Consider the following 15,999-nt stretch of genomic DNA (forward strand, 5'->3'; position numbering starts at 1 on the left):
TGATATGGGCAAGACGAACTTCAGTGAACTCAATCCCGCCTGGGGCGATCGGCAGCCGATCATCGTCGGCTTCCTGTGTAATTGGTGTTCCTACCGGGCGGCGGACCTGGCCGGGACCAGCCGTCTGGGCTATCCCTCCACCCTGCGCGACATCCGGATCATGTGCACCGGCCGCCTGGACCCGGCGTTTGTGCTCAAGGCGCTGCGGGAAGGGGCTGATGGCGTTCTGGTCATGGGTTGCCACCCCGGTCAGTGCCACTACCAGGAAGGCAACTACAAAGCCATGCGCCGGATGGCGCTGTTGCGGCGGACGCTGGCCCAACTCGGCGTCCACCCGGATCGCGTCCAGCTAGCCTGGGCGTCGGCGGCGCAGGGGACCATCTTCGCCGAGAAGGTGGCAGCCATGACGGAAATGGTGGGTCGGCTGGGGCCGCTGGAATGGCGCGACACGGTCGAAGATCCCGTGCCGCAGATGAAGGTGCTATCGCTTGAGGAGGTCGCACATGGCTAGTACCAATGGCAAACCCAAGCTGGCTCTGTACTGGGCGTCCTCCTGCGGAGGTTGCGAGATCGCGGTACTGGCCACCCACGAAAAGCTACTCGATGTGGCGGAGGCTTTTGACATTGTCTTCTGGCCGTGCGCGATGGACTTCAAGCAGGCGGAGGTGGAGGCGATGGCCGATGGCGAGATCGACGTCTGCCTGTTCAATGGCGCGATCCGCAACGACCATAACGCCCATATGGCCCATCTGCTGCGCCAGAAGAGCAAAGTGCTGGTGGCCTTTGGTAGTTGCGCCAATGAAGGGTGCATGCCCGGCCTGGCCAACTTCACCGATCGCGAGCATATCCTGCGCTTCATCTACCAGGATTCGCCCAGCACCGATAACCCCCAGGGCGTGAGGCCGCAACTCCGGACGGAAGTGCCGGAAGGCACACTGGAACTGCCGGAATTCTGGAATACGGTCAAGACGCTCGATCAGGTTGTGCCGGTCGACTACTATCTGCCTGGCTGCCCGCCGGAGGCCAAGTGGGTCGTCGCCGCGGTGGAAGCCATTCTGACCAACAAGCTGCCACCGCCCGGCTCGGTGATCGGCATGGATGTAGCCGTCTGTGATGAGTGTCCGCGCAAGCGTGACGTCAAAAAGATCACCCGCTTCTACCGACCCCAAGAGATCGTCCCCGATCCGGAGATTTGCCTGTTGGAACAGGGACTGTTCTGCGCCGGGATCGCCACGCGGGCCGGTTGCGGGGCGCTGTGCCCGTCGGTCAACATGGGCTGCCGGGGCTGCTACGGCCCGGTGGAGGGCGTGGAGGATATCGGCGCGCGGTTGATCAGTGCTGTTGCGTCGGTCATCGAGGCCAAGACGCCGGAGGAGATCGACGCCGTGCTCGATACGCTGCCCGACCCGGCGGGGTACTTCTACCGCTTCAGCCTGGCGCGTTCCTTCCTGCGGCGGACGCGGATGGGCCAGCAGGATGGGCGCCGGGTCGCCGAGCCAATCGCAGAAGTCCCGCGCCTTGAGCCTGAACTGGCGGATTAGGAGGCCGACGATGAAACAAATCACCATTGACCCCATCACCCGCCTGGAAGGGCACGGCAAGATCGAGATCTTCCTGGATGACGCCGGCGAGGTCGCCAATACCTACTTCCAGGTGCCGGAGTTACGCGGCTTTGAAGTGTTTTGCCTGGGGCGACCGGCGGAAGAGATGCCCCGGCTGACCAACCGCATTTGCGGTGTCTGTCCGGAAGCGCATCACATGGCAGCGGCCAAGGCGCTCGACGCGCTCTATCATGTCGATCCGCCGCCCGCTGGCAAGAAGCTGCGCGAGTTGTTCTACTCGGCCTTTTACGTCACCGACCACACCACGCACTTCTACGCCCTGGGCGGGCCGGATTTCGTCGTCGGGCCAGATGCGCCCGCTGCCCAGCGCAACATCCTGGGGGTGATCGCCGCCGCGGGCAAAGAGGCCGGTCTGCGCGTGATCAACACGCGCAAGAAGAATCATGAAGTGATCAAGATCATCGGCGGGCGGGCCATCCACCCGGTGGCAGCCCTGCCCGGCGGCATGAGCAAGGCCATCAACGAGGCGGAGCGCCAGTTCATCGAGCAGGTGGCGCGGGAAAATGTGGAGTTCGCCCTGTGGTCGCTGGAACTGTTCGACCAGATCGTGCTCAAGAACAGCGGCTATGTCGACCTGATCGTCAGCGATGCTTATACCCAGAAGACCTACTATATGGGCCTGCTGGACGAGAACAACCATGTCAACTTCTACGATGGCATGATCGCCGTGGTCGATCCTGAGGGCAAGATGTTCGCCCGCTTTGAGCCGCGCGACTACACCAAACACATCGCCGAGCATGTTGAGCCGTACAGCTACCTCAAGTATCCGTACCTGAAGAACGTGGGCTGGAAGGGCTTTGTTGACGGCAAAGACTCCGGCATGTACGCCTGCACGCCGCTCAGCCGCCTGAATGTTGCCGACGGTATGGCTACCCCCAAGGCTCAGGAGGCCTACGAGAAGTTCTACGCCACTCTGGGCGGCAAGCCGGTGCATCATACTTTAGCGACCCACTGGGCGCGTCTGGTTGAACTGCTCTATGCCGCCGAGCGGATGCTGGAACTGGCCACTGACCCGGAGATCACCAGCCCCAACGTACGCAAGATTCCAACGGAAAAACCGGATGTTGGCATCGGCACGGTGGAGGCCCCGCGCGGTACGCTGACACACCACTACGAAACTGACGAGAAAGGCATCCTGACCCGTGTCAACCTGATCGTCGGTACGACCAACAACAACGCGCCTATCACCTACAGCATCAAGAAGGCGGCCAAAGCCATGATCCGGGGCGGGGTGGTCAATGATGGCATCCTCAACCGGATCGAGATGGCCTTCCGCAGCTATGACCCGTGCCTGAGCTGCGCCACACATTCCCTGCCGGGGCAGATGCCGCTGGAGGTGCTCGTCTACGATTCGTCCGGTGCGCTGGTGGAGCGCCGCGCGCAGTATGTCGACTGATCGCCACCCGGACGCCGCCACACCACTGGCAGGCGTCCGGGTGATCGGGCTGGGCAATCCGATCCTGACTGATGACGGCGTCGGCATCTACGTTGCCCGGCTGGTGCGGCGGTTGCTGCCTGCCGGGATGAACGTAGAAGTGGTCGAACTGGCGACGGGTGGGCTGGGGCTGATGGAGGCCATGATCGGCTGCGAACGGGTGATCCTGATCGACGCGATCTGGTTGCCGGAAGAAGCGCCGGGGCGTGTATTGCACTTCACGGCGGAAGCCCTGCCGGTGACGTTGAACAGCGCCGCCGCCCATGACATCGACCTGCCCGGCGCCCTGGCAGCGGGGCGGCGGCTGGGCGTGCCGCTGCCGACCGATGACGCCATCCTGATCGTGGCGGTGACGGCGCGGGAAGTGTTGACCTTCGGCGAGCGTCCCACGCCGCCGGTGCTGGCTGCCATCCCGCAGGCAGCGGTGACCGTGCTGGAAGCGCTGGGCTGCCCGCCGGACGCTGTCCCCCCGGTACTGAACGAGTCGATGCTGGGAGGCTACGATGATATCGCCTGAGATTCTGCGCCGGTATCCTTTCTTTGCTGGACTTGATGACGCCTTTCTCACTGCGCTGGCCATGATCAGCGACGAGGTGGTCCTGGCCGACGGGGTGTGGCTGTTCCATGAGGAAGACAGCGCCGACGCCTTCTACCTGGTGTTGCGCGGGACGATCCAGTTGCGGGCGCGGTTGCCGCGCAATGCCTACGCCGACCTGGATCAACTGGTGGAGGGGGATATCGTTGGCTGGTCGGCCATCTGCAAGCCAGCGGTGTACACGCTGGGCGCCTACACGCCAACAGGCGCGCGGCTGATCCGCTTTGAGGGCGCGGCGATGCGCAAGTTGATGGAAGAGCGGCCCGAAATGGGCTATGTGCTGATGTGCCGGGTGGCCCAGGAGATCGGCAACCGCCTGGCCGACCTGCGCAATCGCTTTGTCAGCATTGCCACTCCCTGAGCATCCCATACTGCCAGAGAGACACGGAGGCCAGCGGCAAAGGCTGGCCTCCGTTGTTTCCTGGCGGGGGCAAACGTTCAGCCGCCGAGGTAGGCTTTTTGCACTTCAGGATTGGCGGCCAGTTCGGCGCTGGTGCCGGCCAGCACAATGCTGCCGGTTTCCAGCACATAGCCGCGGTGAGCCAGCTTGAGGGCCATGTGCGCGTTTTGCTCCACGAGCAGGATGGTGGTGCCCTGCGCGTTGATCTCCTGCAGGATGGCGAAGATCTGCTGCACCAGGATCGGAGCCAGGCCCATCGATGGCTCGTCCAAGAGCATCAGCTTGCCGCCGGTAACCAGCGCCCGCCCAACGGCCAGCATCTGCTGTTCACCGCCGGAGAGCGTATCGCCAAGCTGGTTGCGGCGCTCACCCAGGCGTTCGAAAATCTCAAAGACGCGCCGGATGCGGCGATCCAGTTCGCTGCCGGAGAGTTGAAACCCGGCCAGACGCAGGTTCTCATAAACGGTCAGGTTGCCAAAGATTCGCCGCCCTTCAGGGACAAGAGCCAGCCCGCGCTGTACCACCCGGTGTGCTTCCAGGTGGGTGATGTCCTCGCCCTCGTAGATCACCTGGCCCTGGCGCGGGGAAAGCAAACCGGCGATCGTGTTGAGGATGGTGGATTTGCCCGCCCCGTTAGCGCCAATGAGGGTGACGATCTCGCCCTCCTCAACGTCGAACGATACCCCGTGAACAGCCTGGATGTTACCGTAGGAGACGAAGAGATCCCTGACACTCAGCAGCATCAGACCTTTTCTCCTTGCTCGCCCAGGTAGGCTTCAATCACCCGGGGGTCGTTCTGAATCTCGTCCGGCGTGCCTTCGGCAATGGTGACGCCGAAATCGATGACCTTGATCCGCTCGCAGATGTTCATCACCAGGCGCATCTGGTGTTCGATCAGCCAGATGGTCAGCTTGAACTCGTCGCGGATCCAGTGGATGAAGTCCATCAACTCGCCGATTTCCTGGGGGTTCATACCCGCCGCCGGCTCATCCAGCAACAGCAGCTTGGGTCGGGAGGCCAGGGCGCGCACGATCTCGACGCGGCGTTGCATGCCATACGGCAGACTGCTGGCCAGATCGTCCGCATGCCCTTCCAGGCGGAAGAGCCGCAGCAATGCCATTGCCTGATCCCGGAATTCCTGTTCCTGGCGACGGTAGCGCGGCGTCTGCAGGAAGGCGTCGGCCAGGCGGTAAGTGATCCGGTGATGGTTGGCCACCAGGATGTTATCCAGCACGCTCATCTGGTTCCACAGGCGGATGGTCTGGAAGGTGCGGCTGATGCCCAGCGCATTGATGGCATGGGGGGGCATGCCGACCAGGTCCTGGCCGTTGAACAGGATGCGCCCTCTGGAGGGCCGGTAGGCGCCGGTGACCAGGTTGAAGACGGTGGTCTTGCCCGCCCCGTTGGGGCCGATCAGGCCGATCAACTCACCTTCTTCCAGCTGCAGGTTGAAGTCGCCGACCGCCCGTAGACCGCCGAAGTAGTGTGTGAGATCCTCAATCTGTAGCAGTGGCATCGCGCGCCTCCTTGACCGGAGCGACCGGAGCAGAGCCTTCCTGCCGCAGGCCCAGGTTGAGCCTGACCTCGCGGAAGCCGAACAGACCCTGCGGGCGGAAGAGCATCAGAGTGATCAGGATCAGGGGGACGACAACCCACTTGAGGACGGCCAGCGGACGCAGCGCCTCGATCAGCACCGTGAAAATCGCTGCGGCGACGATCGATCCGCTGATGCTGCCCATGCCGCCCAGGTAGACCATCACCAGCGCCTCGGTGGATTTGAGGATGCCAAAGTTGCCGGGGTTGACATACGCCAGGTAATGGGCGAACAGGCCGCCCGCGACGCCGGCAATAAACGACGATACCAGGAAGGCCACCAGCTTCAGGTGGCGGGTATTGACGCCCATCAGGCTTGCCGAGATTTCGTCCTCCCGGATGGCGATGATCCCTTTGCCCAGCGTGGACTTGACCAGGTTGTGAATGGCGATCACGGAAAGGAGGGCGAACAGGAAGATCCAGGTCAGGTTGGTCCACAGCGGGACGCCGTTTAGCCCGCGCGCGCCGCCGATCGCTTCCATATTATTGATCACGCCCTGGACAATGAAGTTGACCGCCAGCGTCACGATAGCCAGGTAGTCGCCGCGTGTCTTGAAGGAAGGGAAGGCGACCAGCAGCCCGACCAGCGCTGCCGCCATCCCTCCCGCAAGCAGGGCCAGGATGAAACCGAACGGCATCCCCCATTCCGCCGGCAGTACCGCCGGCCCGAAGACACGCTCATCCGTGAAGAGCCACATGGTCAGGATGGCGGAGACATAAGCGCCAACCGCCATGAAGCCAGCATGGCCGACCGAGAACTCGCCCATGTAGCCGTTGACCAGGTTGAGGCTGATGGCCAGCATGATGTTGATGCCCATGTAGATCAGGATCAACTCGCGGCTGCCGCCATCAGCGCCCCAGAGCATGACGATGACATAAAGGGCAGCAATGTGCAGGAACAGACCCAGCCAGCGGGGGATGCTCTGCAGGAAGCGGGCGATGGGTCGCCGCAGCAACAGGGCTATCAGGATTGTGGGGATGATCAGCATCACCACGTCGTAGATCGTCACGCGGATCAGGACGTCAAAGAAGCCCGGCTCGCGCGGCCCCTGGTAGAACAGAGCTTTGACGAATGTGCTCAGCAGATCGCCGATGGCCTGGCCGGATTGTTGCAGTGGAGCCTCGACCGTCATAGTCGGCGAAGGGAAAAATAGAGCCAGGATGCTGGAGAAATCCAGCTTGGAAAACGGCTCAAAGATATCCACCAGGCCAAAGAACTTGGGGATCTTGCGGAAGCCGAGCACGCCGGCAAACGCATCCCCCAGCCCTTCTTCCAGGAAGCGGATGCCTCCGACATCCCTGGCGACGTTGCGCAGCCCGTTTTCCAGGATCACCGCCGCCAGGAAGCCCACCTGAAAGGCGAATACGGTTGTGTCACGCAGCCGCTCCCGGAGCGGGGCAATCAGCCGGGCCAGCCTTCCGCGAAGTTCGCGCATGGACACACCCTCCTATACTTTCTGGCGGCGGGCCACGCCGAACAGGCCGGTGGGCCGGACGACCAGGATGAGCAGCAGCAGGGCAAAGGCGATCGGATCGCGCCAGGTAGAGGAAATGCCAAATGGTTCCCCCAGAGCGACGACAAAGATCTCCACAAAGCCCAGCAGCAACCCTCCCACAAAGGCCCCACGGATGTCCCCGATGCCGCCGACTACCGCGGCGATGAACGCCTTCCAGCCCACCCGCAGGCCCATGTACGGGTTGAGGACGGGGAAGGCAACGCCCCACAGGATGCCACCAGCGGCGCCCAGGCCCGTGCCGAGCATGAAGGTCAGCGAGATGATCTGATCCTGGGAGACGCCCATCAGCGGCACGGCGAATTTGTCGTAGGAAATGGCCCGCATGGCCATACCCCACTTGGTGCGTTGCACGATCAGGTACAGGCCCAGGAAGAGCAGCAGGGCCAGCACGATGATGATGATCTTGACGTTGGTGATGCTGAAGCCGCCGATGGTGTACACCTCCGACACAATGAAGTTCTGGGGGTAGTTGCGCGGGTCGGCGCCGGTCAGGGCCAGCATGCCATTTTCCAGCAGCAGCCCGACGCCTAGGGCGGTGATCACGACCGACAGGCGCGACGCCCGGCGCAGGGGCTTGTAGGCCACGCGCTCAATGGTAACGCCCAGCAGCGCGGTCAGCACCATGGACAGGATCAGGGTCGGGATGAACGGCAGCTTCAACACCATCGAGCCGAAGACGCCGAGGAATGCCCCGAACATGAAGATGTCGCCGTGCGCGAAGTTGATGAGCAGCAGCACGCCATAGACCATCGAGTAACCCAGGGCGACCAGGGCATAGAGGCTGCCCAGCTGGAGGGCGTTGACGAACTGCTGAAGCAAAAAGGTCAGGTCCATCGCGATTCTCCGGTTGGCTGGATGTGCCGCGGCGATCAGAAGCCGGCCACCGCCTAGCGGCGCTGCCGGAACGGAAGACGAGCGCCCCACCAGGCAGCGGGGCGCTCGCCGTGAGTGGCCGTTACGAGCTGGTTTCTACCGTCTCAGGTGGGAAGCCAGCCGGGCAGGCGGTGTCGTAGTAGGTGAAGGCGCCATCCTTGATCTGGATGATCACCGCGCACTTGATCGGATCGCCCTGCTCGTCGAAGCTCATCAGGCCGGTGACGCCCTCAAACAGTTCGATGGAGGCCAGGGCTTCACGCACGTCCTCGCGCTCCAGCGACTGGGCGTTAGTGATGGCCATAAAGAGCATCTGGAAGGCGTCATAGGTCAGCGCGGCCACGTCATCCGGCTTGGCACCGTACAGCTCTTCGTAGCGGCTGATGAAAGCCTGGGCGACATCGGTGGCGATGTCCGGCGCGTAATGGGTGCTGAAGAACAGCCCCTCACAGGCTTCGCCGCACAGCGTGAGCAGGTCGGGCGTGCCCCAGCTGTCGCTGCCGACGATCGGGCCTTCATAGCCCAGCTGGCGGGCCTGCTGGACGATCAGCGGCACCTCGTTGTAGTACTGCGGGGTGAAGATCACATCCGGGTTGGCGCGGATGATGTTGGTGAGCTGCGAGCTGAAGTCCGTGTCGCCAGTGGTGAAGCTCTCAAAAGCGACGATTTCGATCCCGGCCTCAACTGCCGCATCGCGGAAGTTCTCTGCCAGACCCTTGGGGTAGTCGCTGGCGATGTCATAGAGCACGGCGGCCGTCTTGGCCTCGAACTCCTTGGAGACAAAACCAGCTACCACCGGCCCCTGGAAGGGGTCAAGGAAGGCAGCGCGGAAGACCCAGGGCCGATCCAGGGTGGTGTTGGGGTTGGTCGACCACGGGCTGATCATCGGCGTCTCACGGTCATTGGCCACCTGGCCGGCGGGCACGGCTTCCACGCTGGCCTGCGGGCCGATGATGGCCAGCACCTCTTCATCGACGATCAGACGGGTAGCGGCGGCTACCGCCGACTCGCCCTTAGATTCGCTGTCTTCCACAAGAATGACTACTTCGTAGTTTTCGTCATTGATCTTCAGGCCGCAGGCGGCGTTGATCTCATCTACCACCATTTCGGCTGCTTCAACGGTGCTCTGCCCCACTTTGGGCCGGTCGCCCGTCAGCGAGGCAATCACCCCAATAACCACTTCGCCAACAAAATTACACTCCTCCTGGGCCGCCAGAGGCAGGCCGCCGAAAGCGGTGACGACCACCGCTACCAACAGAGCAAGGGTGACGAGACGCTTGGGCATAGTGTTTTCTTCTCCCTTCTGCTGGTGTTTGTAATGCTTGATCTATTTGACTGCGGTGAAGCGCATTCAGTTACCCTGACAAAAGCAATAGGCAATCTCCTTTGCCGAGCACGGCGCAAAGACCTCAACTGGGGCAGGTCGCAGGCGGAAGCAAGGCCAGAACAAGAGCGCCAGACTCCGCACCGCGAACGGCCCTTGAACGGATCGGAAATGGATCGCCCTGCCGCCCCGGAGAACCGGTGTCCGGCAAGTAGGCTGGAGCGTCCCGCTCATGACAGGACAGGCGGGCATCCATTTCCTGCAGTTTTGGCTATGCTTAGTGTACAGGAATTTTGTGTGCGTCAAAACGGGTTTTGCCGGTTCCGGCGGGGTGATGATCGCTTTGCATGCCGTATTCTACTACCGGGCAGGTGGGACATTATGCCTGAATCAACGTTCTTTTCACCGTCTATAGCAGCTCCGCTAACTTTCATCGAGGTCGATCTGGATGCTATTGTGCGTAATCTGCGGGCGATCAAAGCCCATATTGACCCATCGGTACAGATTGTCGCCGTCGTCAAGGCCAATGCCTACGGGCATGGTGCGGTGGCGGTGGCGCGGGCGGCACTGTTCGCCGGGGCATCGTGTCTGGCCGTCGCCCGGGTGATGGAAGGGGTGCAATTGCGCCAGGAAGGCATTACCGCCCCGATCCTGGTGCTGGGTTACACCATGCCCGCCGAGGCAATCGTCGGCGTGGATCATAATCTGACTTTGACCGTCACCGAGGCGCATATCGCCGAACAGGTATCGGCGCGGGCGGTCGCCAGCGGGCGGTTGGCCGCCGTGCATGTCAAAGTCGATACAGGCATGGGGCGTTTTGGCCTGTTGCCGGAAGAGGTGGTTCCTTTTTTGCGGCGGCTCGCCGCTCTGCCCGGCCTGCGGCTGCAAGGCATCTTCACCCACTTTGCGGCGGCGGATGCCGCCGACCAGACGTATACGCGTCGTCAGTTTGCCGTGTTCCAGGAGGTGCTGCAGGCGGCTCAGGCGGCGGGGATCGCCTTCCCGTTGCGACATGCTGCCAACAGCGCCGCCGCGTTGAGCCTGCCGGAAACACACCTGGACGCTGTACGGATCGGCCTTGCCATGTACGGTTTGCGCCCCTCCGCTGAAGTGGAGCCGCCCGTTGCTCTGCAGCCGGTGCTGACGCTCCACAGCCATGTAGCCCGCGTGCGCGTCCTGCCAGCGGGCGCGAGCATCGGCTATGGCTGCGCGTATACCACGCCGCGCGCGATGCCGGTGGCCCTGGTTCCTGTTGGTTACGGGGATGGGTATCACCGCGTTCTTTCCAACCGGGGTAGTGTCCTGATCAATGGCTGCCGCTGCCCGATCCTGGGGCGGGTGAGCATGGATCAGATCGTGGTCGATGTCTCGGAAGCCGGGGCAGTGGCGGTTGAAGATGAAGTGGTGTTGATCGGGCAACAGGGCGCGGCCCGCATCGACGCGGAAGAGGTGGCGCAATTGGCGGACACGATCAACTACGAGGTCGTGACGGCGCTGACCGCCCGTGTGCCGCGCCTGTACCGGACGGACGATCCGGCGCTGCGGGCCGCGCTGGGGCGGTAGGGGCGGGCGACGGGGCTGCGAGCGGCAGGTGAAAACAGGCAGAGATATATTCCGATAATTCCGACCATTAAACTTATGTGACATTTGTCACAAGCTTTCTGTGAAATTCCTCACACGGCAGCGCCCAAAAACTATTCGACAATCCGAATATCCGATTATGTGAACAAGAGCCAGGGGGTAGCCTATGGATTCCCAGCTGGTGCAGGAAGTTGAATTGCTTTACAGGCAGGTGTGCCATGCCATGGGCGACCCCAAGCGTCTGATGATCCTGTACGCGCTGGCTGGTGGGCAGCGACGTTATGTCAGCGAGCTGGCCGAGGAGCTGGGCATGCCCCAGCCGACCGTCTCCCGTCACCTCAAAATCCTGCGCGATCGATGCCTGGTCACGGCTACCCGCGACGGTGCAACGGTGTATTACACCCTCAAGGATGAGCGCATCATTCAGGCGTTGGATCTGCTGCGGGCCATGCTACGCGATCGCCTGGCCGAGCAGGCGCAACTGGCTGAGTTCAACGCGCTCAGTGCCGGGCTGGATAACACCTGACCTTTCGCTGTTTCAGGGCCATAGATAAGGAGTCAATTTATGAGAAGAGCGAAGCCGTTGATATGGCTCCTGCTCTTGACGGGGGGGATGGCGCTGATCACGCTGACGCTGCTGGTCACAGCAGCCCCGGCTGCGGCGCAGTGTGGCTCCTCGGCGACCTCATGCAAGAACTGCCATGAGGTCAACGCTGAATACCCCGTCAACGGGTCAGGAGACTGGCACATCAGTCACGCTTTCGGTGACTTTTGCGCCTTTTGCCACGCGGGCAACATCCAGGCGACAGCGATGGATGCTGCCCACGAAGGCATGGTCTACCCGCTGGCCGATCCACAGGCTTCCTGTCAGGCCTGCCATCCGGCGGACTACATGGATCAGGCCGGGATCTATGCCGTGGCGCTGGGGGTTGACCTGAGTGCGGGAGTATCCGGCGAGGCATCTGGTGGCGGGGGCAGTGCAAGTGGGGGTGGCGGCGCGACAACCAACCCCGCCGATATCCCGCCGCAGCCGATCGCGCCGCCGGGCGAGCGGCACGCCAGCGGTGCGCTGATCGACTACAACCGCCGTTATGAGATTGAAGTGCTGGGCAAGCTTGATACATCGCAGGTCGGCAACCTGATCCTGGCGGTGATGGCTGTGCTGCTGCTGGGCGTTGGCGCGGCGCTGGTCTGGCGCTTTGAGGGGTTGGGGGAAGCCTGGCGCAGGGCGCGCGCCGTCCCGCCGGAGTCAGATTGGCGGCGGCTGGCAGCCAGCGGCGCTTACACCGGGCGTATGCCCCTGACGGCCCAGATGCGTGCTGCCAGCGTTCAGGTGCCGGTGGTAGTTGCGCCGATCGCCCCGACTCCGGTCGCCTCACCGCCGGCACCTGTTGCTCCGACCGCCGGGGTGGTTGATCTGGATCGGCTTGACGCGCCGACCCGTCGGGCACTGGAGACGCTGCTGGCCGACTCACGGCACGGTGGAGCAATCCTGCGGGCGCTCAGCCGTCTGGACCCGGCCCTGATCAACAGCCTGTCCGGTCTGTCGCGCCAGGATCGTATGCTGCTGCTGGCCGTTGTTGAGCAGCTAGGGGGAGAGTCTGAGGCATGAAGTGGCTGCTGAAGCAATTGCGCAAGGATCTGTGGTCGCCGGAAGTAGCCGGGGTAGGGCTGGGACTGGTGTACGTCTTTGCCCTGTGGTTCGCACACCGCGCTCCCGGTGCATCCGGTACGTTCTTCAATGCGGCGGCGATCGTTGGTAAGCCGCTAACGGCTTCGGACCCGGCCAACCAGTTCTTTGTGGTGACCTTCCCACCGCTGACCGAGGGGCTGGGCTGGCAGTTCTGGATGCTGGTCGGCATCTTCCTGGGGGCGCTGGCTTCGGTGCTGATCGCCGGGAAGTTCAAATGGACGCTGGTGCCCCTTGAGCAGTGGAAAGATGTTTTCGGACCGTCGGTACGCAAGCGCTGGATCGTGGCCTTTGTCGGCGGCATCTTCCTGCAGATCGGGGCGGGGATTGCTGGCGGTTGCACCAGTGGCCTGGCCCTGGCGGGTGGCGTCCAGCTCAGCCCGGCGGCGTTTCTGTTCATCCCCGGCATCTTCATTAGCGGGGCGCTTGTACAGCTGCTCGTTTACCGGGAACGGTATTAGACAGGGGGCGCATAAACTATGTCTGTCGGCGATATTCTGCTTGCTTTGGCGCTCGGCTTTGTCTTTGGCTGGGTGCTGGATAAAGGCGGCCTGAACCGCTACTACAAGATCGCCAACGTCTTCCGCTTCACCGATCTGACCGTGCTGCGCTTTATGATGATGGGCATGGCAGTCGGAATGGTCGGCATCTATACCCTCAAGTACTTCGGGCTGGCGGATCTGACCGCTGTCTCGGCGACGGTACTGGCCGGGAACCTGATCGGTGGCGCTATCTTTGGCGTGGGGATGTCCCTCTCCGGGTTCTGACCGGGCACCTGCATCGCGGGCGGTGCTCGCGGCCAATTGGATTACCTTATTCCGGGTTTGCTCGGTTTCCTCACTGGCGGCCTGATCTTCGGCCTGATTTACCGTACTGATCTGATTCAGTGGCTCCTGACGGCCGGGCGACCGGAACTGGCCTATGCCAAGCTGCCGGACCTGCTCGGCGTGGATCCGCTGCTGCTCACCTTCGTGTTCGCCGAGGCTATCCTGCTCTTGCTGTACGTGCTGGGCAAGACCCGGGCGCGGCGGCGGGACGTGCTGGAAGCGGCGGTCGAGCGGGAACGGCTTGAGGCCGGCCTGATCGACGCTGCTGAGGCGCAGACCCAGGGCACGGGCGACTAGGGGAGAGGATCGCATGACCGATCAAGAACGCAAAAGGCGACACCTGCCGCTGACCCGGCGGCAGTTCATCAAAGGGGCGACGCTGGCCGGGACAGGCGCAGCGATGGCCAAGGCCGGCGTCTTTGACCTGGGTACAGCCCACGCTCAGGGGGTTGGTACGACGCACTTTCTGCCGGGGCCAACGGCTGATTATCAGGTGCCGACCCTGTGCGAGATGTGCGTCTGGCGCTGCGGCGTGATCGCCAAGGTGCGCAACGGCGTCATCGAAAAGCTGGATGGCAACCCTGATCACCCGCATTCGCTGGGCAACCTGTGCGCGCGCGGGCAAAGCGGCCTGATGATGACCTACGATCCCGATCGCGTGCTTTACCCCCTGATGCGTGTCGGGGAACGGGGCAGTGGGCGCTTCCGCCGGGCCACCTGGGACGAGGCGCTGGACTTCACCGCCGAGCAGATGTTGCATATCCGCGACACCTACGGCCCGGAGGCGATGATCTTCTCCAGCACACACAACCTGAGCCAGCCGCTGTTTGAGAATCTACTCAACGCCTATGGCAGCCCCAACTATGGCACACAGCGCAGCCTGTGCTTCAATGCCATGATCACCGCCCACCTGTTGACGCTGGGCATCCAGGAGCCAGCCCGCCGCTACGATGGCATGAATTACATCATCCTGGTGGGCCGTAACCTGTTCGAGGGTATCAGCACCAGCGAGAGCAGGCAGCTCATGGAGCGCATTGCAGCGGGCGCGCACGTGGTTGCCCTGGACCCGCGCTTCACCAAGACTGCGGCTCACGCCAGCGAATGGCTGCCGATCAAGCCGGGCACCGATCTGGCCTTCCTGCTGGCGCTGATCAACGTGATCATCAGCGAAGGGCTGTACGACAGCTGGTTTGTCGAGCGGTACACCGTTGGCTTTGAGGAACTGGCGGCGGAGACAGTACAATATACGCCGCGCTGGGCTGCTGCCATCTGCGAGATTCCGGAAGCGACGATCTACCGTATCGCCCACGAATTTGCGGCGGCTAAACCTTACGCCTTCGTTCACCCTGGTTGGCGCACCAGTAACTTCATCAACAGCTTCCAGACGGAGCGAGCTATCGCCGTGCTCAACGCCCTGATCGGCATCTGCCCGGAGCAGGGCGATTGCATCTTCGCTGATGAGTCTGCGGTGACGGTCGGCGTCCCGCCGCAGCCACCCTACCCGCGCGTTACCGCCCTGCGGCTGGATGGCGTGCCGTGGAAGTACCCGCTGGTGCCGCTCAAGCTGGGCGTGTTCCAGGAAATCCGCGACGCCGTGCTCAGCGGGGAGCCGTACCAGGCGCGCGGGTGGTTCTTCTCCCGCCAGAACCCGATCATGAGCATCCCTGACCGTGCCAGGACGATCGAGGCTTTCAAGAAGCTGGAGTTCATCGTTTCCATCGACATCATCCTCAACGACTCGTCCTGGTACGCGGATGTCATCCTGCCGGAAGCTACATATCTGGAGCGGTACGATCCGGTGCATCCGGTGGGCAACCGCGTTTACCTCCGCCAGCCAGTCGTGGAGCCGCTGGGCGAGGCCCGTTCCGCGCTGTGGATCTACCGCGAACTGGGGAAGCGGCTGGGGCTGGGGGATTACTTCCAGTATGTGGATGAGGAAGACTACATCCGCCAGCAGATCGCGCCGTTTAATATCTCTCTGGAACAGTTTAAACAGGTTGGCTACTTCGAGGTAGAGCTGCCGGAAGAGAGCGGCGAGCGCCGCTGGAACACGCCCAGCGGCAAAGTGGAACTGGCCTCGGAGACGTTGCGTAATGCCGGGTTCCCCGCCGTGCCGGTCTGGGAAGCGCCGCCGGAGCCGCCCGCCGGGCGCTTTTACCTGCTGACCGGCAAGGTCGGCCAGCATACCCAGTTCGCCACGCAGAACAACGCTTACCTGACTCAGGTCGATTACCACACTCAGGACCTGTGGCTGCACCCCGCGGCGGCAGCCGAGCGCGGGATCGCTGACGGCGACCTGGTGCGCGTCACCAGCGATGTGGGCCAGGTGGAAGTGCGCGTGTGGCTGACGGAGGGCATCCGGCCCGACTGCGTGTACCTGGCGCCGGGCTTTGGCCACCGTAGCCGCGGCCTGAAGGTTGCCTATGACCGGGGCGTCAGCTCCAGCGATCTGCACGTGACCTACACTGACCCGGTCAGCGGCAGCCAGGCGCTCGCGCAGACGTTTGTCACGGTAGAAAGGGCCTAAGCCATGGCAGAGAAG

General features: G+C 62.9%; 17 protein-coding genes. 12 read left to right on the top strand and 5 right to left on the bottom strand.

The genetic code is table 11. From position 1 onward, the window contains the following. Positions 1–4 precede the first annotated feature (4 nt). From HPY64_15885 to HPY64_15905, 5 genes are read left to right on the top strand one after another with little or no spacing between them, the layout of a single operon-like run. The gene (locus tag HPY64_15885) at positions 5–511 is read left to right on the top strand and encodes a hydrogenase iron-sulfur subunit (protein NPV68617.1); all 507 of its coding nucleotides are present in this window, start codon (positions 5–7) and stop codon (positions 509–511) included. Next, entirely contained in the window at positions 504–1,541 is a 1,038-nt protein-coding gene (locus HPY64_15890; GenBank protein ID NPV68618.1) for an oxidoreductase, read from the top strand. The genes HPY64_15885 and HPY64_15890 overlap by 8 nt, the downstream gene beginning before the upstream one ends. Positions 1,542–1,551: 10 nt before the next feature. Continuing rightward, on the top strand, positions 1,552–3,018 hold the full coding sequence (locus HPY64_15895) for a Ni/Fe hydrogenase subunit alpha (GenBank protein ID NPV68619.1): 1,467 nt from the start codon (positions 1,552–1,554) through the stop codon (positions 3,016–3,018). Then, positions 3,008–3,574 carry a hydrogenase maturation protease gene (locus HPY64_15900; GenBank protein NPV68620.1) on the top strand — a complete coding sequence of 189 codons (567 nt, stop codon included), beginning with the start codon at positions 3,008–3,010 and terminating at the stop codon, positions 3,572–3,574. Before HPY64_15895 ends, HPY64_15900 begins: the two co-directional genes overlap by 11 nt. Further along, complete coding sequence (locus tag HPY64_15905; protein NPV68621.1) at positions 3,561–4,013, top strand: Crp/Fnr family transcriptional regulator; 453 nt, start codon at positions 3,561–3,563, stop codon at positions 4,011–4,013. The genes HPY64_15900 and HPY64_15905 overlap by 14 nt, the downstream gene beginning before the upstream one ends. Positions 4,014–4,090: 77 nt before the next feature. On the opposite strand, the gene HPY64_15910 is transcribed toward HPY64_15905, so the two are convergent. The 5 genes from HPY64_15910 to HPY64_15930 form a co-directional block, all read right to left on the bottom strand. Then, positions 4,091–4,795, bottom strand: coding sequence for an ABC transporter ATP-binding protein (locus HPY64_15910; GenBank protein NPV68622.1), 705 nt, complete (start codon positions 4,793–4,795; stop codon positions 4,091–4,093). Next, positions 4,795–5,568, bottom strand: a complete 774-nt coding sequence (locus HPY64_15915; protein NPV68623.1) for an ABC transporter ATP-binding protein — start codon at positions 5,566–5,568, stop codon at positions 4,795–4,797. Before HPY64_15915 ends, HPY64_15910 begins: the two co-directional genes overlap by 1 nt. Then, the gene (locus HPY64_15920) at positions 5,549–6,634 is read right to left on the bottom strand and encodes a branched-chain amino acid ABC transporter permease (GenBank protein ID NPV68624.1); all 1,086 of its coding nucleotides are present in this window, start codon (positions 6,632–6,634) and stop codon (positions 5,549–5,551) included. Before HPY64_15920 ends, HPY64_15915 begins: the two co-directional genes overlap by 20 nt. 459 nt (positions 6,635–7,093) lie before the next feature. Beyond that, positions 7,094–7,996, bottom strand: a complete 903-nt coding sequence (locus HPY64_15925) for a branched-chain amino acid ABC transporter permease (protein ID NPV68625.1) — start codon at positions 7,994–7,996, stop codon at positions 7,094–7,096. A gap of 121 nt (positions 7,997–8,117) precedes the next feature. Next, on the bottom strand, positions 8,118–9,320 hold the full coding sequence (locus tag HPY64_15930) for an ABC transporter substrate-binding protein (GenBank protein ID NPV68626.1): 1,203 nt from the start codon (positions 9,318–9,320) through the stop codon (positions 8,118–8,120). A 420-nt stretch (positions 9,321–9,740) separates the two neighbouring features. On the opposite strand from HPY64_15930, the gene alr reads away from it, so the two are divergent. The 7 genes from alr (at position 9,741) to HPY64_15965 (ending at position 15,984) form a co-directional block, all read left to right on the top strand. After that, positions 9,741–10,922, top strand: a complete 1,182-nt coding sequence (alr, locus tag HPY64_15935; protein NPV68627.1) for an alanine racemase — start codon at positions 9,741–9,743, stop codon at positions 10,920–10,922. 184 nt (positions 10,923–11,106) lie between these two features. Then, positions 11,107–11,466, top strand: a complete 360-nt coding sequence (locus HPY64_15940; protein NPV68628.1) for a winged helix-turn-helix transcriptional regulator — start codon at positions 11,107–11,109, stop codon at positions 11,464–11,466. Positions 11,467–11,505: 39 nt separating this feature from the next. Continuing rightward, positions 11,506–12,552: a hypothetical protein gene (locus HPY64_15945; protein NPV68629.1), complete on the top strand. Its 1,047-nt coding sequence runs from the start codon at positions 11,506–11,508 to the stop codon at positions 12,550–12,552. Next, on the top strand, positions 12,549–13,091 hold the full coding sequence (locus HPY64_15950) for a YeeE/YedE family protein (protein NPV68630.1): 543 nt from the start codon (positions 12,549–12,551) through the stop codon (positions 13,089–13,091). The genes HPY64_15945 and HPY64_15950 overlap by 4 nt, the downstream gene beginning before the upstream one ends. An 18-nt stretch (positions 13,092–13,109) precedes the next feature. Continuing rightward, the gene (locus HPY64_15955; protein ID NPV68631.1) at positions 13,110–13,397 is read left to right on the top strand and encodes a YeeE/YedE family protein; all 288 of its coding nucleotides are present in this window, start codon (positions 13,110–13,112) and stop codon (positions 13,395–13,397) included. A 36-nt stretch (positions 13,398–13,433) separates the two neighbouring features. Continuing rightward, on the top strand, positions 13,434–13,754 hold the full coding sequence (locus HPY64_15960) for a hypothetical protein (GenBank protein ID NPV68632.1): 321 nt from the start codon (positions 13,434–13,436) through the stop codon (positions 13,752–13,754). A gap of 13 nt (positions 13,755–13,767) precedes the next feature. After that, the gene (locus HPY64_15965) at positions 13,768–15,984 is read left to right on the top strand and encodes a molybdopterin-dependent oxidoreductase (GenBank protein NPV68633.1); all 2,217 of its coding nucleotides are present in this window, start codon (positions 13,768–13,770) and stop codon (positions 15,982–15,984) included. The last annotated feature ends 15 nt before the right edge of the window (positions 15,985–15,999 follow it).

The sequence above is a fragment of the Anaerolineae bacterium genome, assembly GCA_013178165.1.
Classification (GTDB): Bacteria; Chloroflexota; Anaerolineae; order Aggregatilineales; family Ch27; genus Ch27.